At 44.1% G+C, this 21,549-nt stretch carries 18 protein-coding genes, 1 tRNA gene and 1 riboswitch; of the genes, 17 read left to right on the top strand and 2 right to left on the bottom strand.

Annotation, left to right across the window (positions count from 1 at the left end):
- Positions 1-197 precede the first annotated feature (197 nt).
- Positions 198-1,529 carry a glycine/betaine/sarcosine/D-proline family reductase selenoprotein B gene (locus FXZ76_RS00710; protein WP_079535224.1) on the bottom strand — a complete coding sequence of 444 codons (1,332 nt, stop codon included), beginning with the start codon at positions 1,527-1,529 and terminating at the stop codon, positions 198-200.
- Between the two features lie 10 nt (positions 1,530-1,539).
- Positions 1,540-2,868 carry a glycine/sarcosine/betaine reductase component B subunit gene (locus FXZ76_RS00705; protein WP_079535223.1) on the bottom strand — a complete coding sequence of 443 codons (1,329 nt, stop codon included), beginning with the start codon at positions 2,866-2,868 and terminating at the stop codon, positions 1,540-1,542.
- A gap of 357 nt (positions 2,869-3,225) precedes the next feature.
- Here FXZ76_RS00705 and FXZ76_RS00700 point away from each other — a divergent pair, with 357 nt between their 5' ends.
- The 17 genes from FXZ76_RS00700 (at position 3,226) to mreD (ending at position 21,540) form a co-directional block, all read left to right on the top strand.
- Positions 3,226-3,783: a DUF3841 domain-containing protein gene (locus tag FXZ76_RS00700; RefSeq protein WP_079535222.1), complete on the top strand. Its 558-nt coding sequence runs from the start codon at positions 3,226-3,228 to the stop codon at positions 3,781-3,783.
- A gap of 216 nt (positions 3,784-3,999) precedes the next feature.
- Positions 4,000-5,604 carry a BCCT family transporter gene (locus FXZ76_RS00695; protein ID WP_079535221.1) on the top strand — a complete coding sequence of 535 codons (1,605 nt, stop codon included), beginning with the start codon at positions 4,000-4,002 and terminating at the stop codon, positions 5,602-5,604.
- A 143-nt stretch (positions 5,605-5,747) separates the two neighbouring features.
- Positions 5,748-5,895, top strand: a riboswitch (FMN riboswitch).
- Between the two features lie 8 nt (positions 5,896-5,903).
- Positions 5,904-6,476: an ECF transporter S component gene (locus tag FXZ76_RS00690; RefSeq protein WP_079535220.1), complete on the top strand. Its 573-nt coding sequence runs from the start codon at positions 5,904-5,906 to the stop codon at positions 6,474-6,476.
- Position 6,477: 1 nt separating this feature from the next.
- Complete coding sequence (locus FXZ76_RS00685; protein ID WP_079535219.1) at positions 6,478-7,125, top strand: energy-coupling factor ABC transporter ATP-binding protein; 648 nt, start codon at positions 6,478-6,480, stop codon at positions 7,123-7,125.
- Positions 7,122-7,772, top strand: a complete 651-nt coding sequence (locus FXZ76_RS00680) for an energy-coupling factor ABC transporter ATP-binding protein (protein WP_079535218.1) — start codon at positions 7,122-7,124, stop codon at positions 7,770-7,772. The genes FXZ76_RS00685 and FXZ76_RS00680 overlap by 4 nt, the downstream gene beginning before the upstream one ends.
- Before the next feature lie 79 nt (positions 7,773-7,851).
- Positions 7,852-8,631, top strand: a complete 780-nt coding sequence (locus FXZ76_RS00675) for an energy-coupling factor transporter transmembrane component T family protein (protein ID WP_079535217.1) — start codon at positions 7,852-7,854, stop codon at positions 8,629-8,631.
- A gap of 16 nt (positions 8,632-8,647) precedes the next feature.
- A tRNA-Glu gene (locus tag FXZ76_RS00670) sits at positions 8,648-8,722 on the top strand.
- Positions 8,723-9,270: 548 nt separating this feature from the next.
- Positions 9,271-10,851 (top strand): ABC transporter substrate-binding protein, encoded by a 1,581-nt coding sequence (locus FXZ76_RS00665; RefSeq protein ID WP_079536823.1) that lies wholly within the window; start codon positions 9,271-9,273, stop codon positions 10,849-10,851.
- Positions 10,852-11,522: 671 nt separating this feature from the next.
- On the top strand, positions 11,523-12,773 hold the full coding sequence (gene nifS / locus FXZ76_RS00660; protein WP_079535216.1) for a cysteine desulfurase NifS: 1,251 nt from the start codon (positions 11,523-11,525) through the stop codon (positions 12,771-12,773).
- A gap of 12 nt (positions 12,774-12,785) precedes the next feature.
- Positions 12,786-13,259, top strand: a complete 474-nt coding sequence (gene nifU, locus FXZ76_RS00655; protein WP_331712575.1) for a Fe-S cluster assembly scaffold protein NifU — start codon at positions 12,786-12,788, stop codon at positions 13,257-13,259.
- Between the two features lie 359 nt (positions 13,260-13,618).
- On the top strand, positions 13,619-14,749 hold the full coding sequence (gene ftsZ, locus FXZ76_RS00650) for a cell division protein FtsZ (protein WP_079535215.1): 1,131 nt from the start codon (positions 13,619-13,621) through the stop codon (positions 14,747-14,749).
- Between the two features lie 201 nt (positions 14,750-14,950).
- The gene (locus tag FXZ76_RS00645) at positions 14,951-15,988 is read left to right on the top strand and encodes a glycosyltransferase (protein ID WP_079535214.1); all 1,038 of its coding nucleotides are present in this window, start codon (positions 14,951-14,953) and stop codon (positions 15,986-15,988) included.
- 48 nt (positions 15,989-16,036) lie between these two features.
- Positions 16,037-17,473, top strand: coding sequence for a Mur ligase family protein (locus tag FXZ76_RS00640; protein WP_147571473.1), 1,437 nt, complete (start codon positions 16,037-16,039; stop codon positions 17,471-17,473).
- Entirely contained in the window at positions 17,454-18,851 is a 1,398-nt protein-coding gene (locus tag FXZ76_RS00635) for a radical SAM protein (protein WP_147571471.1), read from the top strand. The genes FXZ76_RS00640 and FXZ76_RS00635 overlap by 20 nt, the downstream gene beginning before the upstream one ends.
- 227 nt (positions 18,852-19,078) lie before the next feature.
- The gene (gene mreB, locus FXZ76_RS00630) at positions 19,079-20,134 is read left to right on the top strand and encodes a rod shape-determining protein (protein WP_079535212.1); all 1,056 of its coding nucleotides are present in this window, start codon (positions 19,079-19,081) and stop codon (positions 20,132-20,134) included.
- A gap of 31 nt (positions 20,135-20,165) precedes the next feature.
- The gene (gene mreC / locus FXZ76_RS00625; RefSeq protein WP_079535211.1) at positions 20,166-21,026 is read left to right on the top strand and encodes a rod shape-determining protein MreC; all 861 of its coding nucleotides are present in this window, start codon (positions 20,166-20,168) and stop codon (positions 21,024-21,026) included.
- 1 nt (position 21,027) lies between these two features.
- Positions 21,028-21,540 (top strand): rod shape-determining protein MreD, encoded by a 513-nt coding sequence (gene mreD / locus FXZ76_RS00620; RefSeq protein WP_079535210.1) that lies wholly within the window; start codon positions 21,028-21,030, stop codon positions 21,538-21,540.
- The last annotated feature ends 9 nt before the right edge of the window (positions 21,541-21,549 follow it).

Raw genomic sequence — 21,549 nt, 5'->3', positions numbered from 1 at the left:
CAGCAAGCGGTGTTATGTGCGTAGTGCTTGATTTTGTGTTAATCCAAGTAAAAAAAGCGAAATATATGCGGCATTTGTGAGTTGTGCTTCCATTGTCATTAAGCTCTAGTCACAAAAAAGGCTGCCCGAAAGCAGCCTTTGAGCGTTACCGACTCCTGGGAAAGAGCTGGTTAATATTTAAAGCAAAGTCAAGGGAGTTAGATCTTTACTTTAAAAACAGTTTGTTCATCGCAGTCAGTTGCGAGAGCATCTAGAGCTGTTCCCACGCGAGAATAACGAAGTTTGTATTGCTCCTCGACTGGAGTGTTTGGGTCTCCAAGTGGATATGGAATTGAGATTGTTGGAACAATTCTGTTTGCGCCGACCGTGAGAGCAACAGGAACAAGGTTGCACATGTGCACTACTGGATAGCCTGCCTTCTCGAATTCTTTAACCATCGTTGCACCGCAACGAGTGCAGGTGCCTCAAGTGGAGGTCATAATTACGCCATCGACTCCTTCTTCCTCAAAGAAAGGAAGCATTTCATTGGCCATGCGCGCAGCTTCAGACTCTGTTGTTCCCGTGCCAACTGTTGTGTAGAACCAGTCGTCGAGCTTTCCAATCTTGCCTTCTTTTTCATATTGGCGAAGAGCATCGATTGGTGTGCAAACATCAGGGCAAGCATCGGCAGCTGCAGGGTCATATCCTGCGTGAATTGTTTTGTAGCCGCCCTCTGCTCGGTTAGGGAGTTTGTCAAGACCAGCTACGTTGTATCGGCCCCAACGAGTGGCAGATGCAGATTGAATTCTGTCTGGGTTGTCTACTGGAACAATGCCGCCTGTTGTGCAGAGAACAATCGTCGCCTCTGAAAGATCTTTGATTGCAGGTGCAATTGGGACAAGATCTTTTTTGGGAATGATGAGCTCTGTTTGGTAGTCCTCGCCCTTGATTTTCTTGATGAGCATTTGCACACCACGATAGGCAGCAGTGTTTTCATAAACATCTTCGAGGAAAACTTCATGGCGGCAGCCGCGTGCGAAGTAGCCTTCTTCATCGGCACCACGAGTTGGCTCACCTGCAAGGAGACGATTTGCAAAATCTGTCATTGCAGGAACGTCTTTTCTCATTTGAGCAGCAGCATTGTGACCCTTCATGATGAAGCAGTCTTTCTTAAACATGTCAACACCAGGGTTCTCAACATTCATTGAGGTAATGCAAGGAACTCCATATTTCTCAGCAACAAGCTTGCAAACATTACCGCAAGCTACGCCATAGCGGCCTGCTTGGAAAGCAGGACCTGCAAGGAGCATGTCGAATTCGAGGCCATCTAGCATTTTCTCGATTCTTGCAAGTGCCTCATCGGTGTTTGAGCCCATGAAGTTGTCTCCACAAATGATTGTGTGAGTTACTTCTGCGTCTTTAAGTTGAGCATTCATTGCCACTGAAGGGCCAACTAAACCTTCTATGAGCTCTGGCTCATAATCTGCAGTGTCTTCGCCACCTTTTCCACCGAAGAATTGGTTTAGGTAAACAATTACTTTCTTAGTCATGTTGCACCCCCTAAACTTCTCTCATGGTCTTAATGCAGAAACCTGAAATGTGGTCGCCACAGAACCAGTTGTTGTCTTCCATAATGACTGACCCATCGTCACGACCTGATTTGCCGAGGATTTCGTCATAACCCCAAGATCCTGACATGCCATCGCGGTTCAGTGCTTCAAGATTGCCAATAACTGTTTTGCACGCTGGGAGGTCAGAAAGCTCACCAACGTTGCCTGTGGAAACAAGAGCGGTCATTTTTTCGTCGAGCGTAACAAGCGGTTGTCCAAATCCGTCACGTCCAACCGATTCATTCGAAATACCAACAACAGGAATGCCTGCGTCTTCAAGAATCACCTGGCAACGAACGTAGTCAGCATCAGGGTTTCCATAACCTTCTTCAGTTACAAGGGCATAATCTGCTCCAAGATTGAGGGCCATGTTGCGAACCATAATGGCTGAACGCTCTTTTTGTTCAAGAGCAACGTTTAAGTTTGACATGATGACACCTACAAAGTTAAATTCTTTGCCGTCATGCTTCATGAGCTCTTTTAATGTTGGGAAGTTTTGCATCTCATAGGTTGACCATTTTGATGACGATGGCATGAATGAGCCAGAAATTATTGCGCCATCGAAAACCTCTGTTGGACTCACGAAAGAAGGCAGATATTTATTCATATCCCATCCATACCAAAGATCGTTGTAGCCCAATGCCTCCATTTGCGATTGAGGCTGCAGAACAGCAACAACATTTGGGAGCTCCTTGCGTGAGTCATCGCGCTTCAAGATTGGGTCAAACTCATAAACCTCAGTCTCTTCCACAGCGACATTCTCTGCAATTTTTCCAATCCACTCGGCAAAGCGGTGGCCTGCCCAACGAAGAGCATGGTTGCATTTTTGCTGTTCATGTCTCTCGAATTCTTCATCAGTGTCACCAACTAAGCAAATGTTAATGAGTTTTGACCAGTAGGTGTGCTTTGCTCCTTCGCCGCCCATGTCAATAACACCGTCGCCGAATGAACCCCATTCTTTTGCCACAACTGTGACGCAGCAGCCTTTAAAAGCTTTGAGTTCGCCTTCGCCTGCAGGCACGACATCATCAGTTACGCCCGGGAATAATGTGCGACCATCAACGCGCATTCTTGGCTCAATAGTTTCGACGACTGGACAGATTCTTGTGTCGTCACCTGGGTGAGCAATCACAATGTCAACATCTGTCAAGTGGTCGTCTTTTTCTTTTAAGTAGTCAATAGCTTCTTGCTTGTTTATAGTAAGAATGCCATTCTTAAAAGAATTTTCTGTTCCAAGAACCACGTCTTTTACTTGGATATTTCCAATCTCCAGTTTCATCGATTTCACACTCCTCTCATTTCTAAACGTGAACAAACAGCTTGTGAGGAATACCCTCAAATTGCGTTTATTATACTTAAATTAAACATGTTTGTCAAAAATAGGCTGATTATTTTTTAAATACCTGAAATTTTGTTTAAATAATCATATTCCGACAGTAATGGCATGTTTCTCATGAAACAAATGTTATCGCGATAAGTTCAGTTTTCCTAAACGGCTTCAAATTTTGTTCAAAATATCTTGATAAATATTCAAAAATAATGTATTTTTAGACTAGCTAAATTAATTCAGCGTTTTCTATTTTGTTGAATTAATTCGGTCAGAAGTTCGACTGCTGATGTGAAGGGAGGGGTTGCAATGGTAGTTTGGACAAGACAAAATGTTCTTGTGCTAAAAGAACTTGAAGCGAACGGCAGCTTCATTTGCCGCGAGCAATTCCTCCGTGCTAAGTCAGACACAATTTCTGACTATTACATCCAGGCCTATCGATGGCTAACTGATCAGGCTAGAAAACAAATAACAGTTCCAGATGACCTATATTTGCCAATTTGGCTAGCTCTCACAGAAGAAGCCAGACTTCCTGAGGCAGAAGGTGAGGTTTCCCTCACAGTTGATGTACCTGATGAACAACTCTTTATCATTGATTACAACAAGTGGGGATATGTTTTGAATTACATGTATGTCCCCGTTGATGACAACGATGAACGTGCTCATGACAAAAAACTGCGTGATGCAGGAATTGTTAACGAGGCTTCATTAATCATGAGTGATAAGGGAAACATGTTTCCTCAGTTTAAAAGCGAAATAATTCGCAGCTGGCCGCGCTGTTGCACACCTTCTGATGACATGCAGAATAATGTTGGCTGTGTTTGGGAAATTCGTGATGAGTGGATTATCGAGAGAGAAATTTATTGAGTTTTCAAGTGAATGGTCTTTTAAATATTTGTTTTTAGTTTTTTGAAAGGAGGAATTTATTTCTTTATAAACATTAGAAAAAGGCGGATTTATTCGCATATTTAGTTCGAACAAAATTTATCTTTGACGTTTTATTATTCTGCTCATGCAACTTCAAAGATAAATAGAAATCCGCCACAATCGCACATTTAGGAAGGGAATTAAGAGAGGTGAATTATGAATAAAAAAGAACTGAGCAACCCCGTGTTTATCATTTCGCTCATTATCGTTGGCGCAATGGCAATTTGGTCAGTAGCTGGCAACGAGAGTTTCGCGGCTGTTGCAAACATTTGCTTCGGTGTTTTGACATCCGATTTTGCTTGGCTATATCTCATAGCGATGCTTGTGTTTTTCTTCTTTATGGCTTGGTGCGCTTTCGGTAAATTTGGAAAAATTAGATTAGGAGCCGACGATTCAAGGCCTGAGTTTAAAAATTTCACATGGTTTGGTCTTTTGTTTGGATGTGGCATGGGCGTTGGTCTTGTGTTTTGGGGAGTTGCAGAACCTTTGACACATTATCTTTATCCTCAAGCTGGCACAGGCATTGAGGCTGCAACACCAGGTGCAGCAGACTTTGCGTTGTCATCATTTTTTATGCACTGGGGAATTCTTCCATGGGCTAACTATGCCGTTGTCGGCCTTGCCCTTGCCTACTTCATGTATAGGAAGAACAAAAAAGGCCTGATTTCAGTGATGCTTGTTCCTTTGATTGGTGAAGACAGAGCGAACGGCTGGCTTGGAAAGTTGATTGACATTATTGCTGTTTTTGCAACAGTTGCTGCTGTTGTTACTTCGTTAGGACTCGGAGTCATCCAAATTAACACTGGCATGAACTATATGCTTGGTGTTCCAAACACTTTGACCGTTCAAATCTTGATTATCGCGATCATCACAGTTATTTACACAGCATCAGCTGTGTCGGGCATTGAAAAGGGAATGAAAATCATTTCCGACACCAACCTCTACATCGCTATTGGCCTCATGATTGCATGTTTCTTGATTGGACCTATGGTTGCCGATCTCAACGGCTTAACTCAAGGCATTGGCAATTATATTCGTGATTTCTTTAGCGTTTCACTCGGCATTAGTGGCTATGATGCTGATGCTAATTCTTGGGTTGGTTCATGGAGAGTTTTCTACTGGGCTTGGTTTATTGCATGGGCTCCATTTGTTGGCGTGTTTGTTGCTAAGATTTCTAAGGGACGCACAATTCGAGAGTTTGTTTTGGGTGTTGCCCTTGTTCCTGCAATCGCTTCATGTGTTTGGGGCGCTATCATGGGAAACCTTGGAATCAACCTCGTTGAAATTGGAAGAATGACAATTGAGGCTGCACAGCAAGCTGTAGCTGACCCTTCTGCTGGCTTGTTCGTGATTCTGCAACAATATAGCGTTTTTGGAATTCCTGTTGGACAAATCCTCTGCTTTGTTGCTCTTGTGTCGCTCCTCTTCTTCTTCATCACTTCAGCAAACAGTGGTGTTTATGTTTTGTCAATGCTCACCTCTGAAGGAAATCTAAATCCTTCAAATTTCAAAAAGATTCTTTGGGGTGTCATCATCGCAGTTGTTTGCATTGGCTTGCTGATGGCTGGTGGCGGCGGAAGTGGCGCTCTGAAACCGTTACAGACCATATCTCTGGTTGCAGCGTTCCCTTTCATTCTCGTTATGTTTGCCATTTGTGGTTCGTTTAAGAAGACACTTGCGCAAGGGGAAACCAAGACGCTTGAAAAAGAGCGCATTGAGGAGCTTAAGTCACTTCTTCAAACAGAGAAAGTTGAAGCATAGCTGCTAGTTATTTATTTTGCGAATTTAGTCAACTATTTTATGGCGATTAAATTTAGCTTGTAAACTTGTTAAAACATAAAACGGGGGTCGTAAGGTCCCCGTTTTTATTTGTGCCATCGTTATTTAGTTCTGCTATTATGGGAGTCACGTTTTAGGGCGGGGTGAAATTCCCCACTGGCGGTGTTAGACCTTTAAGAATCAATGGTCTCAAAGTCCGCGAACTCTCGAGAGGGAGCCGAGCTGGTGAGAATCCAGCACCAACGGTAAAAGTCCGGATGGGAAAAGCGAAAGGAGCTCAAATGAGCATTTCTCAAAATTCTTATGCAGTCAGCAATCATTCAACTGGAGACGGAAGAGGCAAGTGGGACACACGCCGCGTCGCTGTGAGCGCGCTTTTTGTAGCACTTTCAATTGTCACTAGTTTTATCGAATTTCCGATTTTTCCTGCTGCACCATTTTTAAAGTATGACCCTTCGGGCATTTTCTGTCTGCTCGCTGCTTTGCTTTATGGCCCTGCAACTGGTTCTGTTGTTGTGGCACTGCCTTGGGTTTTCCGTCTGTTTACGAACCCTGCTGGCGCAATCATGAGCCTGATCATGGGGCTTGCAGGCGTCCTTGTTGGTTCTATGATTTATCGAGCTAAGGGCACAAACAAGGCTCTCGTTGTTGGTCTTATTCTCGCGGTCGTTGCATCTACGGCAGCTGCCGCTGTCATGAATTTGATTGTTACTCCTCTCTATACAGGTGTTCCAGTCGAGACCGTTGCGGGAATGATAGTTCCAATCATTCTTCCGTTCAACTTAATGAAGTTCACCATCAACAGCGTTGTTGCAGGACTTGTGTTTCTTCCATTGAAGAAGGCTTTAAGCTAGCTTGCGAATCGCTGACCTCAAACACATTTTTTTCTCTTATGACGAGGTACATTCTTTCGTCATAAGAGATTTTTCTTTTTCGCTAGACGAAGGCGAGCATGTGGCTTTAGTTGGACGCAATGGAGCAGGCAAATCTACGCTTGGAAAGCTTGTTGCAGGTCTTCTTTCTCCTGATTCTGGTGAAGTTGAGCTCATGGGACTTGTGTGCTTTGATCATTTAGGTGTTAATTCTCAAAATTATGAAGAAGCCAGGAAAAGCATCGCATATGTTGCACAAGATCCTGCAACTCAGCTTGTAACCGAAACTGTTGCAGGAGAGCTTGCGTTTGGCCCTCAGAATTTGTGCTTGAGTGTCGAACGGATTGATGAGCTTGTTGCGCTTGAGCTCGATAAAGCAGGGCTTGGAGAAATCGCTGAGAGAGATCCAATGACGCTTTCTGGCGGCGAGCAGCAGTTGGTGTCTATCGCAGCTGCAATTGCTTCAGAGCCAAGGTTGGTTGTTCTAGATGAACCAACTGCTTTCCTCGATGAACAAAATGAGAAAAGATGCATGAGGTTAATAGAAAAAATTTCTAACGAGTGCACAGTTTTGCACATTACTCACAAGTCTTGTGAAATTGCAAAAGCAAATAGGGTGATTGAGCTTTGATTGAATTAAAAAACATTTCATTTGGTTTTGAAAACAGAAAGCTATTCAGCGATTTTTCGCTTGTTGCAAACGATGGCGAGTGCACAGCAATAGTTGGACCAAATGGAGCTGGCAAGTCAACGCTTCTAAAGATTATGTGCGGTGTAATTAAACCAGATTCAGGGGAAGTGTTGCTCCAAGGTCAGCCTCTTTGGGAGAAGAAGCTATTTGGTAAGCATAAGGTAATTAAAAATCACGCTTCGCTCATTGGCTATGTCATGCAGAAGCCTGAGATGCAGTTATTTGCTGAAACTGTTGCTAAAGACGTCGCTTTTGGACCTGAAAACATCGGTTTCACAAAGGATGAAATTGAAGACTCGGTAAACAAGTGGTTGAACTATTTTGACATTGCTGGAATTGCAGAGAAATCGCCTTTTAAGATTTCTGGCGGCCAACAAAGAATGGCAGCTATTGCTGGAGTTTTGGCGATGGAGACGCCAAATGTTTGCTTTGATGAGCCAAGCGCATCTCTTGACTGTGGATCGGTCGAGAGACTTCATCAGCTAATTAGTGACTTGAAAGCAGAAGGCAAGGCGGTTGTTTTAGTTTCGCATGACAGTTCCGAAGTCGAAAAACTTGCAGATCAAGTTGTTCGTCTTCATGCATAAATTTTTGCTTTTGCTTTAAGGCATCTTAATAAATGAACTTTGGTTAAACAAAAATAAGAAAAAATAGTTGATAGCATTTATGGGATCAGGAAAAAAAATAAAAGCTGGGCAATATGTCCGTCGAAACAGCATATTGCACAAGTGCGATGCGCGCGCCAAAATCTTGGCATTTGTTGTTTTTGTAATTTGTGTGTTTTCGTTTTTTAACATTTGGGTTCTTTGTGGAATTGCAGTGTTTCTGGTCGCCTGCTGCGCCATGGCTAAAATCAACTTTTTTTCTCTAGTGCGTTCAATTTTGCCTGTGCTCATTGGTTTTGCCATAATTTCATTTTTTAACGCATTTGTCATCCATGAGGGCGAGGTGGTTTTTGCTTTAGGAAGTCTTTGTATATATAGTGTTGGTGTCTATCGTTCCTGCCTTTATGCTGTTAGGCTTTGCATGACACTTCTTGCAGGCGCTTTTCTTTTAGCTTGCACTTCTCAAATGCAATTGACTGAGGGGCTTGGCAAGCTGTTTTCGCCTCTTCAAAAAATCGGAGTTCCTGTGTCGGAACTTTCATTTGTCTTGGCACTCGCTTTGCGTTTCGTCCCTGTTATAAATTCAGAAGTCAAAACCGTGATTACTGCCCAACGACTTCGCGGCGCTCATTTTACGCGAGGAAGTTTTTCAAAACGAATTAAAGCAATCACCTCACTTGTAATGCCGGTGACAGTTGGTGCAATTCGCAAGGCTGAAGAGCTCTCCTTTGCGCTTCTCTCTAAAAATTTTGTCCCCGGAGCGCCTCGCACTGCCTGGGATTATGAAGGGTTTCAAAGACGAAAAAAAATCGTAACAAAAAAACCAAACACACGTGTATAATATTAAGTCGTTTCTTGTCCCCATAGTCTAGAGGTTAGGACGCGGCCCTTTCAAGGCTGAGACACGGGTTCGATTCCCGTTGGGGGCACCATCTATCTTTTCGTTTTTCTACCGAAAAACGGGAATCCTGACGTTGCAAACCAATCTGAACGGCATCTTAGCCCTGCAAACGCTCGGGCAGTGCACTAGCACAGCTCCTCACGTTTTCGTGAAAATCTGCCCGCTCAGATTGCTTTTCGCTCCATTGGGAATTCGCAACGTTACTTAGCGTCATCTCCGTTTAAAGCAAATCTGAATTCTCAGTTAAATTTCTACTTCTTTTTTCAGTTCGCAAAAACTCAATGGTTTTATCTCGCGTTTTCGCGAATCTTTACCCTCAGATTGACTTCTGCTTCATTGGCGAATGTCGTCTATTGGCGCTTGTGGATCAAGTTGTCAGCTGATTTTGTCTGGTGTTTATTGCATTGAGCGGTTAGTGAGAGAGTTTTTTGTTTATGTTTTTAAGAGGTACTTTTACTCATTTTAGGTGCGTTCTTAACACTATCTTTATACACTCAATGTAAAATATTTACATTATGGACGCGAGCCATAAAAGGGGAGTGCACGGTCGTGCACATTAGAAAAGGAGAGGTAGTGCTCATGAATCAACTACAGTTTTCTCGTCGTACCTTTTTAGCTGGTACAGCAGCAACAGCAGGCATTGCTGCACTCGGTCTTTCAGGATGCGGATCAAGCGGCTCTAGCAGCAGCTCCGGTTCTTCTGACAAGCAAAAAGCTAAAACAATCACAGCTGCTCCAGCCTACACATCAACAAACTGCAACCCAATCGGAAACAGCTCAGCATTGATGTTGGCAGCAACATGGCATGTTTTTGAAGGCCTTTATGACCTCGATTTGACAAACTACAAGACATACAACGGACTTGCAGACGGCGACCCACAAAAAGTTTCTGACACTGAATACACAGTCAAACTTCGCAAAGACGCAAAGTTCAGCGATGGCACCGCAGTCACTGCAGAAGATGTTGTAAATGCATTCGAACTCAACATTAAAGATGACACCTATGGCGCATTCTTGTCATTCATCGACTCTGTCACTGCAAAAGATGACGAAACTGTCGACTTCAAATTGAAGTTTGCTTTCGAAACACTTCTCAAAGGACGTCTTGCACTTGTTAAGATTTTCCCTAAAGCACAGAGTGTTGATGATTTGAAGACAATGCCAATCGGCACTGGTCCATGGATGTACGAAACAATCAATGGCGACGACGGTGGCACAATCGCCTTTGTTCCTAACCCAAATTACAATGGCTCAAAACCAGCTAACAATGAGCGCATGGAGTGGAACATTCTTCTCGACAACACATCAAGAACAACAGCTGTAACGAGCGGTTCTGCAATGGCAATCGAGAACGTTCCTGACGCAAATGCCGACCAAATCACAGGTGCTGGCATGACGGTTGAATATGTTCCTGGATTTGCACTGCCTTTCCTCATGTTCAACACAAAGAAGGCTCCATTCGACGACAAAAAAGTTCGCCAGGCATTCTTCTACGCAATTGACGTTGACAAGCTGATTTCTAACCAGATGGCAGGACACGCAAAGGCTGCAACTTCGTTCCTTCCTGAGACATATGCAAACTATCACAAGGCATCAACTGTCTTCTCATATGACCCAGAAAAGGCAAAGTCACTTCTTAAAGAAGCAGGACAAGAGTCAATCACTTGCGAGCTCATGGTTAACAACAACTGGGTAAAGAACCTCGCTGCTCAAATTAAAGAAAACCTCGCCGCTGTTGGAATCGATGTAACAATCAATGAGACAAAGATTGACTGGGCAAAACTTGCTCCATCTGATGACACTCTTCCATATGATGTAATGCTCACTCCTGGTGACCCATCATGCTTCGGCAACGATCCAGACCTCCTCATGAACTGGTGGTATGGCGACAATGTTTGGACAAAAGGCCGCTCATGCTGGGCTGGCACCGATGAGTGGAAGACACTCCAAGACAAGCTCCAGTCTGCACGTCAAGAATCTGACTCTTCTAAGCAGCAGTCAACTTGGAATGAGTGCTTCGACCTCATTGCTGAGAATTGCCCAATTTACCCATTGTTCCATCGCGAGACAGGCACAGCCTACGATTCAAACAAACTCGAGAACTTTGGACCAATTGGCACAACTGGCCTTGTGTTCCTCGGCGCAACTGCTGTCGAATAGGCTACGTCGCTTTAGGGTTCTAAATATCTATTCAAGATAGATTGTTAGAGAAATTCAAGTTAGCCTTGGAGGGCACGAGCTTTAACTTGTAATTAAAAAAGGCGCTGCAACCGCTGCGCCTTTTTGTCTCTGTCAAATGTAAAAGCTTTTCGTTTTAGTTTGGATGCGAAAATTTGCATTCAACGCAACATTTACTTAACTTTCCATTTTTTATTACGTTAACGAGAAAATAAAGCATAGTCGCATCCAATTTAGTTCATAGTTGCGCTTGAGCGCCCAAACTACACATCTTATGCGACTTCGACAAAGTGCGAACGTGGAAGCACTGATTAAGTTCCTAAGAATTTATCTCGCAGGCTTCAATATTTAGAAGCTCAAAAGCGACCTTTGCGAGAGGTGCTTCGTTTATCGTTCTTTCCACGATTAGACTAGCCACATAAAAGCGAGATTTGTGGGGAGGGGGTGCTCTAGGTAATTCAGAATGATTTTTCGCAAGTGCTGTTTTGTTTGCTTGCACTGGTTTTAATCTTTAAGAATTTCAACCTATCTACCATTCAAAACACACCGTTCGGCGTAAATATTAAAAATATTTTTAATTGTCTTGACTAATAGCTGGTGGGGTGTATATTCTTTAGTGTTAAAAGTACGCAGATTTAGTTCTGGGAGTAAAAATGAAGACAATTTATTTGGACAACGCGGCCACTACTCGCGTGCGTCAAGAAGTAGTCGATGAAATGCTTCCCTACTTCACGGAAGAATATGGCAACCCTTCTTCGATTTATTCGCTTGGACAAAGAGCATCTGATGCAGTTCGCGACGCCAGGGGCAAGTTGGCTTGCGCTCTAAACTGCTCGCCAAAAGAGCTTTTTTTCACTTGCGGCGGTTCAGAAGGCGACAACTGGGCGATTAAAGGAACTGCGCATGCACATGCTAACAAGGGTAAGCACATTATTACTAGTGCTGTTGAACATCATGCAGTCTTGCATTCTTGTCAAGCTCTTGAAAAAGAAGGTTTTGAGGTCACCTACCTTCCCGTTGACGAAGGTGGTCTTGTGTCAGTCGAGGATTTGAAAAAAGCACTTCGAGACGACACTATTCTTGTGAGCATTATGCTTTCAAACAACGAGATTGGCACGATTATGCCAATTAAAGAGCTTGCGAAAGCTGCTCATGAACACGGCGCAGGCACGTCTCCTCAAGGCGGAGCGATGTTTCACACCGATGCGGTTCAAGCTTTTGCCCACATGTCAGTCGATGTTCAAGACTTGGGAGTCGATTTGTTAAACATCAGTGGACACAAATTCCATGGACCAAAAGGAGTTGGCGCACTCTACATTCGCAAGGGTGCTAAAGTTCAAAACTATTTAGATGGCGGCGCGCAGGAGCGTGGCAAACGTGCCACTACCGAAAACGTGCCGGGAATTGTTGGCTTTGGTAAGGCTTGTGAGCTCATGCGCGCTACTCTTGATGAAGACATGGCTCGGGAAAAGGAGCTTCGCGATTTTGCTATTAAACGCATTTTGAGCGAAATTCCTCATTGCAAACTTAATGGCGCATGGGAGCCTCGCATGGTAAACAACGTAAACATTTCGTTTGAGTTTATCGAGGGTGAAGGCATGCTTTTGCAAATGGCAGGCAATGGAATTTGCGTTTCATCTGGCAGCGCATGCACCTCTGGTTCACTTGATCCATCTCACGTTTTGTTGGCAATTGGACTTCCTCATGAAATTGCGCACGGTTCAATGCGCATGACGCTCGATCGAGACACAACAAAAGAGGACATTGACTTTGCGTGCGACACACTCGCTCAGGTCATTAGCAACTTGCGCATGATGAGCCCTTTGTATGAAGATTTCAAAAATGGTAAATATGAGAGCATTATCGACGGCTACAAAGCCGCTGGTGTGCCTAACTGTAATTAGGAGTTGATAATAATGGCAATGGATTATTCTGACAAGGTAATGGACCATTTTACCCACCCGAGAAACGTTGGTGAAATCCCAAACTGTAGCGGTTGTGGCACAGTCGGCAATGCCGTTTGCGGTGACATTATGAGAATTTATCTCGACATCGATGATGATGGTGTCATTCGAGATGCGAAATTTAAGACTTTTGGCTGCGGTGCTGCAATTGCAACAAGCTCGATGGCAACAACTCTCATTAAGGGAAAAACAGTGCAAGAAGCTTTAGAGGTCACAAACAAGGCTGTTATGGAGGCGCTTGATGGTCTGCCACCAGTGAAAGTTCACTGCTCGCTTTTGGCCGAAGAGGGCATTCATGCGGCACTTTGGGATTATGCTGAAAAGAAAGGCATCAAGATTGAAGGTCTTGAACGACCTGTCAGCGACATTTCTGAAAAAGAACACAATGTGGAAATCGTTGACTCCCCAGAGGAGCTCGAAGACTAGCATCAAAGAAGTTTTTTAGTTTATGTTTGCGCATGTGCATGCATTAATTTTGCGCATGCGCTTTTTTCTGCTCTAGAAGCAAAATTTCTTAGAGAGACCTCTTTTTTAAGTCCTTTAAAACATTTTCTTAATTCCGATGGATTTGCGAATAAGTTCTTTAATGAGTTTGGGAACAATTTGATGGTTAATTATTTTGCCAACTTTCGGAGCTTCTTAATTAGTCAATTGTTTGGCTAGTTTTCCTTGAACTTTATGTTATTCAGGGATTTATTAAAAAAGTTTATAATAAACCAGTGTGTAGGGAATACCCTGCCTTTTAAACGCAGCTAAAATGCACCGATTGAACCCATGGAGGAAAGATGGCGAATTCAAATTTGGACCGAGCAGCTAACATTAAAGTTGTCGGAGTTGGCGGTGGCGGCACAAACGCTATTAACCGCATGGTGGAAGCTGGAATAAAGGGCGTTGAATTCATAGCAGTTAACACCGATAATCAAGCGCTCATGATGAGCAATGCTGACAAAACAGTTCACATCGGCGAGGAAATCACACGCGGACTTGGAGCAGGTGCAAACCCTGAGATTGGTTGCCAGGCAGCCGAGGAAAGCAGAGATGCTCTACGTGAGGTTCTCGCTGAAGCCGACATGGTGTTCGTTACCTGCGGTGAAGGTGGCGGAACTGGCACTGGCGCAGCCCCAATAGTTGCTGAAATTGCTCGCGACGAAATTGGTGCGCTCACGGTGGGCGTTGTAACAAAACCTTTCTCATTTGAAGGACGTCTTCGCAGAAATCAAGCAGAACAAGGCGTTGAACTTCTCGGCTCTCGCGTTGACACAATGATTGTTATTCCTAACGATCGCCTTCTTGAAATTGTAGATAAAAAGACATCGATGCTTGATGCGTTCCGCTTGGCTGACGACACTCTTCGTCAAGGCATTCAGGGTGTCACCGACCTCATCACAATTCCTGGTCTCATCAACCTCGACTTTGCTGACATCCGCACAGTCATGAAGGACGCTGGCACTGCGATGATGGGCATTGGCTTTGGTCAAGGCGAATCGCGTGCGCTCGATGCTGCTCAGGAAGCCACGAATTCTAACTTGCTTGAGACGTCAATTGATGGCGCTACTAGAGTTTTGTTCTCAATTGCTGGTGGCATGGATCTCACCCTTTCGGAAGTTGCTGACGCCGCTCGCACAATTGAGTCATGCGCCGACGAGAACGCAAACATCATTTATGGACAAATTGTCGATGAGTCTCTTGGCGACAAAGTTCGAGTCACAGTCATTGCTACTGGATTCAAGAACTCACCTCGTCAGACTAAGGCCGACTTTGGAGGCGGTGCTTCTGGGCTCTTCCAATCAACCGAGGCTAAACCTGCAGCACCTGCTCCTGCAACTCCTGCACCTGCACGTGTTAACTTTGGAAGCGCTTCTAACCCTCAGCAAGACGACGACTACATTCCAGAATTCCTTCGTCGCAGAGGCTAGATTCGCAAGTCGTTCAACACTATCCTGAGAAAGCTAACTAGGATTAGATTCTCAATTTAGTTGTAGCAGCCACTTGATTGATTAGACTCTAAACGTTCATTCAAACTAAAGCTCCAGTTTTTCTGGGGCTTTTCTTTTTTGTTGCCCAGCGAAAACTATTGTTAAAATTTAAGTCTGACATGTTTTGTAAATAGGTATTTAATGGAACAAATTTCTGAAAATAATGCACATAGAGGGGAAGCCGGCTCTGAAGTTAGTGGCAATTCAGCTCCCGATGTTGCAATAGCAATAACAACATACAATCGACGCGACTTGCTTCGTGTTCTGCTTGAGTCTATTCGTAGCATGACTGTGCAGCCAAGTGCGATTTTTATGATTGATAACGAAAATTCTCCTGCTACAAAAGCGCTTGCAGATGAATTTAATGTCGAACACTACATTGGCATGGAGGAAAACACAGGTGGCGCTGGTGGTTTTTCAAGGGGAGTTGAAGAGGCCTATCATGCTGGACATGAGTGGATTTGGGTCATGGACGACGATGTTTCCGTTGAACCTAATGCGCTTGAGCGACTCGAAGTGTGGGCGCGAGAGGCTGAAAAACAGCTTCATGCAGGAAAAACTCTGAGTGAGACTGCAACTGTTTTTCAATGCAGAAAATATAACTGGGATGGTTCGCTGTTCTATTGGCAATATCATTTTTGGAACAAGTTGGGAATTCCGAATCCTTTTGCGCCAAGCGCATTCGGTGATGAAGAGCGCTCTCGTGAGATGAACACGATGTGTTTTGAGGGGAGCATGTTTCACCGCGATGTGGTAAAGGCGATTGGGCTGCCTGATGCGCGTTTTTTCATTTATTGGGATGATACAGTCTATGGTTATCTTGCTTCTAAAGCCACGAAAATGCTCGTAGTTAACGAAGTTATTATGCGAAGAACACGTCCTTTGAAAAATGTCAAACTGGGAAGCGTTCGCAAACTCAACAGCACAAGCAACATGAGCCGCTACCACATCATGAGAAACCGCGGTCACATGGCTCATTATTTAATGGAGCATGGTGACTACAATCCTGTTGTTTTCGCATTTGGAACTTTTTTGACGCTCTGCAAAGAAACGATTCGTTTGTTTGTGTCACACGAAGTCAAGTCTGGTTTCCCAAAGCTAACCGAAGGAATGAGAGATGGAAAGGTCATCAGAAAAGACAAATCCTGGATGCCTTTTTCTAAAGTTCATCCTTTGTAAAGTCAGGTGCTCATCGTGAGCTGCAAATTTTCTCAAATAACACATGCAATGGCAAACGCTTGTCTAGAATTTGACGTCTTGAACTCAAATGATGTGGATGTGTGTGGTGCTTGTTGTGATTCTAGAGCAGTTGAGCCTGGAAACATTTTTATTTGTAAAGGTAAGAACTTCAAACCTGAGTTCTTGGCATCAGCAATCGAAAAGGGTGCCGTTGCTGTTGTTTGTGCGTCGGGAATGGGACTCGACATTCCATCTTCAGTGCCGTGTGTAGTTGTTTCTGACATTCGGCGCGCACAGGCGCTAGCCTCAAAAGTTGCATGGGGAAGCCCCGATGAAAAGCTAACAATCGTTGGCATTACCGGAACAAAAGGCAAAACTACGACCGCTTCTTTCGTGAAAAGCGAGGTTGAAAAGTGTTGCGGAATGCAATGTGGATTCATTGGCACTCATCATGTTTTTAATGGTAAAGACACAATTGAGCCACCTAACACAACGCCAGAGCCGCCTTATCTTTATCGTTATCTGCACGAAATGGTTGAAAATGGGCTCAAACATTGCGTAATGGAAATTTCATCGCAGGGTTTGAAATATGACCGCGTTTGGGGGTTGAGTGTTGACGTCGCTGCATTGATAAACGTTGGGATTGATCACATAGCGCCAATTGAGCATCCAAGCGTCGAAGATTATGTAGCATCCAAGTTCAAAATTGCCGAAGTTTCCAAGAATTTGATTGTTAACAAAAATCTTTCACTTCTTCCTGAGGTTGAACGGTTTGTTAATGAAGGAATATGCGAGCTTCAAGGCAATGAAGACATAAATCTTGTGACTTTCTCGGATGATGACTTTGATGGAAAGCTAAAGATGTGTGGTTCTTACAACAAAGAAAATGCTGCTTGCGCGTTGAAAATTTGCAAGTTGTTAGGCCTTGACGAACAAACTTCAATCGAAGCCATTAGTGAAGTGGCGGTTGAAGGGCGCATGGAAGTGAGCACGTCAAAAGACGGTCGGCTTGTGGGAATTGTTGATTATGCTCACACTAAAGATTCCTATCTGAAGTTTTTCGAAGCTGTAAAAGAGATGTATCCTGGCGCATTTGTTATCACCTATTTTGGTTGTAGCTCCGGAAAAGCTCTGCGACGTCAGACTGAACTTCCAGAGGCAGCTGCCGCGAATAGCGACTTCGTGGTTGTGACTTCCGATGAGCCTTTTGCTGAAGATCCAACAGAGTTCGCGCAAAAAATAGCAGCTAATTTGCCTAGTAGCACAGCGCATGGTGTTATTCCTAACCGTGATGATGCTTGTGATTTTGCATTTAAAAAAGCGGAAGAAGTGTTGAAGTCTGACATGAATTGTAAATGTGTCGTTTGTGCTTTGGGAAAAGGCAGCGAAGACACTTGCCCTTGTTCAACTGGCGACATTGCAATAATTCCTGACACGAAACACGTTCCTCAAAAAATTAAAGAACATGACGAACAAACCTGCTGATCCGTCTCTAAACCTTTCAAGCGAGATTGGAAAAGCTAGCGCTATGGCTACAACTTCTGGTGCGCCTTTTGCTTCTAATAACAATTCAGAGTCTTCCTCCAATGCTTTGAGTTCTAGGGGCGTTGATTTTTTGCAGTGCGCGAAAACCGCCATGGAAGCTCAACTTGATGTTAATGTGCAGTCACCGTCTAGTAACGAGAAACAAATGTTTAGAGCTACAACTTCTGGCTGTGAATTATGTCCAAGAAAATGCGGGGTTGAGCGCAAGCAAGGAAAAGTTGGAGTTTGTGGGGCTGGTGAGGTTGCGCAAGTCGCGCTTGCCGATTTGCACATGTGGGAAGAGCCTCCAATTACGGGAGAGCATGGAAGCGGAGCAATTTTCTTTTCGCACTGTCCACTAAAGTGTGTTTATTGTCAAAATCGACAAATTTCGCGTGAAGGCAAGGGAAATGAAGTCACCCCGGTTGAACTCGCACAAATGATGCTTGATTTGCAAGCACGTGGAGCTACCAATATTAACCTTGTAACGGGAACTCACTACCTTCCTCAAATTGAACAAGCTCTGACACTCGTCGGTCGACTACCTTTTAAAAATCATGTCAGACTTGCAAGCGAAACTGTACCTGGCTTGGTCGAGAACAGTTCTAGAAGCTACACTGCATCTCCAAATAATGTGTGTAAAAATGATGACAGAACAGGGCATTTTTGCTCTGGTGGAGAATTTAAAAATCATGTCAGACTTGAAAGTGAAGGCGTTGCCAGCAAATTTAGAAATCATGTCAGACTTGCTGATGAAGTGGAAATTATCGGCAAGTTAGACATTCCGATTGTTTGGAACACTTCAGGCTTTGAGACTGTTGAAACCGTGCACAGATTAAACAGATTCGTTGACATCTATTTAACTGATTTCAAATATTTTTCAGAAGAACTTGGAAAAGAACTCTCGGCAGTTAGTAACTATTGCAAAGTTGCGACGGTTGCAATTAAAGCCATGCTTGATAAAGGTGGAGACACATCTTCTTCTTTTACAGATGAGATTAGCGGCGCAAACGACAAGCAGCCCGAGGTAATCATTCGCCATTTGATTTTGCCAGGTCATATCGAAGATTCCAAGAAAGTAATTAAGCATGTTTTCAACAACTTCGGCGATTCAGTCACGCTTTCGATATTGAACCAATACACTCCTGTGTTGAAAACAGCAGCTGATTCAGGAGATGAATGGTCGGCGCGTGTGCTGCGAAAGCATCCTGAGTTGGGAAGATCTGCTACTGATGAAGAATATGAAGAAGTTCTTGATTTTGCAGACAGCCTTGGGATTGAAGAATATTTTTGGCAGGAAGGCGAAACTTGCAAGGAGTCATTCATACCAAATTTCTAGTATTACTATTTACAAACTGATTGCTTGTTATTTAAAGATTGACTTCACTAAATTGCAATTAAACCGAGAATGCTTTCCTTCTAATTTTGATAGCAGATTAAAATTATAGAAAGAAGTAATTTACTAGTTGTATTTTGCCCCCTGTGGACCCGCGCAAAAAATGTGTGTTTTTTTGGTGTGCTAAAATTTAAGTCCACGTTTAGAGCGATTTATAAGGGGATTTTTTAATGTCCTTCATCGATAAATTACCGAAATTTTCATTTGGTCAGCCTGTTGACATGGCGATTGATCTTGGAACGGCAAACACTCTTGTTGCCGTTGGTGAACAAGGCATCGTTATTAACGAGCCAAGCGTTGTCGCAATCGAAAAAAGCACGCAGCGAGTTTTGGCTGTTGGTCATGAGGCTAAAAACATGATTAATCACACGCCTGATGCGTTTACTGCAGTGCATCCTTTGAAGGACGGAGTAATAGCTGATTATGACATCACCGAGGCGATGCTTTCTGCATTCATCGACCGCGCCTTTGAGAAGAGCAGCGTTTTTCAGCAGAAGCCACGAATCGTCATTTGCATCCCCTGCGGTGCTACTTCTGTAGAAAAGCGTGCCGTTTTTGAGGCGGCTATTCAGGCAGGCGCACGCCAGGCATTCTTGATTGAAGAGCCAATGGCGGCGGCAATGGGTGCCGACTTGCCTGTAACCGAGCCGACTGGTTCGATGGTTGTAGACATCGGCGGCGGCACAACTGAAGTTGCAGTTATTTCTCTCGGCGGCATCGTGAGCTCAAGTTCTTTGCGTCTCGCGGGCAATCGTCTTGATGAGTCGATTGCTATGCACTTGCGCGATCTTCTCGGGATCAAGATTGGTGAGCGCACAGCCGAGGTTATTAAAATCAAGATTGGTTCGGTCACGGAATTCCCTGATGGTCATGAACGTGACATGATTATTTCTGGTCAGGATGTCTACACCGAACAACCAAAAGAAGTTACGATTCAGTCTGAAGATGTACGCGCGGCGCTTCTTCCTCAAATTGATGAAATGGTGCTTCACATCAAGGACACTTTTAAGTCAACAAACCCAGACCTTGCGTCTGACATTATTTCAAATGGGATTTTGCTAACTGGCGGCGGTGGCCTATTAACTGGCCTAGATAACTACCTTGCCGCCGAGCTTGACATTCCAGTTTTCTGCAGTGACACTGCGCTCACGAATGTTGTAAACGGTTGCTTGAAAGTGTTAGAGTCGCCAACAGCACTTCGTCAGACGTTGATGCGCACTCGCTAAAAGTGCGCCCTTTACTGGGGTTTTGTGTCACATGAACGATAATTTTCACAATAAGACACCAATAGTTTATGTAGTCGCTTTTGCGGTGATTGCTCTTCTGTGCGTCGTTTCGATGGGGGTTTGGGCTCGCGAGGGAGACAGCGGAATTTTGCATGCGGCGCAGCAAAACGTCACCAAGGTGTTAAGTCCTCTTTCTGTAGTTTCTCAATCGGCATCAAACACCGGCAATGATGTTTCTAGAGATGCGGAAAACAGCAGTGCAAGTCAAGACACACTTTCGTCTTTAAAAGAGCAAAATGCTGTGCTCACAGCGCAAGTCGCGAAGGGCGAAGAATATCGTCAGGAAGCGCAACGTTTGCAGGAACTTTTGAACTTGAAGGATCAATATAGCATTGATGGAGTTAGTGGTCATGTTATTGGCCGCACTACAGAGAATTGGAATCAGACAATCACAGTTGATGTTGGAACAAATGATGGCTCGTTTGTTGGTGCCACAGTTTGTGCTTCTTTTGGTGTGATTGGACAGGTCACATCTGTCACCGACACAACCTCTGTTGTTCGTTTGTTAACCGACCCTCAGTCGGGCGTTGCTGGGATGATTCAGTCATCGCGCGCGACCTGTGTGGTTAAAGGTTCACTCGATGGCTTGATTGTTGCTTCTAACATTCCTGCTGGAACAAATGTTTCGGTTGGCGACATCATCATCACAAGTGGCCTTGGCGGAAGTTTTACTAAAGGAATCATTATTGGAACTGTCACTAAGGTGACAGGCAATTCTCAAGATGGAAGTCTTGAAGCGACAATCAAACAAGCCGACAAAAATACATATGAGGAAGTGATAATCGTTAAGTCGGCAGGAGGCGACTCTTCGAGCGGTGGAGGGTCAAACTAACATGAACAAAAAAATCATGATAAACATAGTGTGTGTGGTGGTTGTCCTGTTGCTTCAGCTAATAGTGTCGCCTTCTCTCCCCATCGGGGGAACGACGCTAAACTTCTGCCTTGCATATGTCGTAGCAATTTCTTTGGCCTTGAGGGAGAATCCAAAGATTGTTCTTTGTGTTCTTTTGGGAATTATCATGGACTTAACGCATGGCGGCCCAGTTGGTGCGTTCACTCTAATCTTTTTACTCATTAACGCGACTTGCGTTTCTGTTTCGGCGAACATCACTTCTTCTGGCACACTTGAGAAATCTGTTATTGCATTTGTTGCGTGCGCAGTTGCTAATTTGCTCCATTGCCTGATTGTTGGTGTGGCCACTCCTGGAATTTCACTCATTACAGCATTTACATCGGGAGCACTTTGGTCTTTGATTTTTGATGGGGTGATTTCCGTTCTTTTTCTTCTCATTTTGTCGAAGATTCTCGTTGACGATTCTCGAGATGCGTGGAAGTCATCATTTTAGAGTGGCCGC

This window comes from Phoenicibacter congonensis, assembly GCF_902386915.1.
Taxonomy (GTDB): Bacteria; Actinomycetota; Coriobacteriia; order Coriobacteriales; family Eggerthellaceae; genus Phoenicibacter; species Phoenicibacter congonensis.
This window is presented reverse-complemented; position numbering and strand designations above follow the sequence as displayed.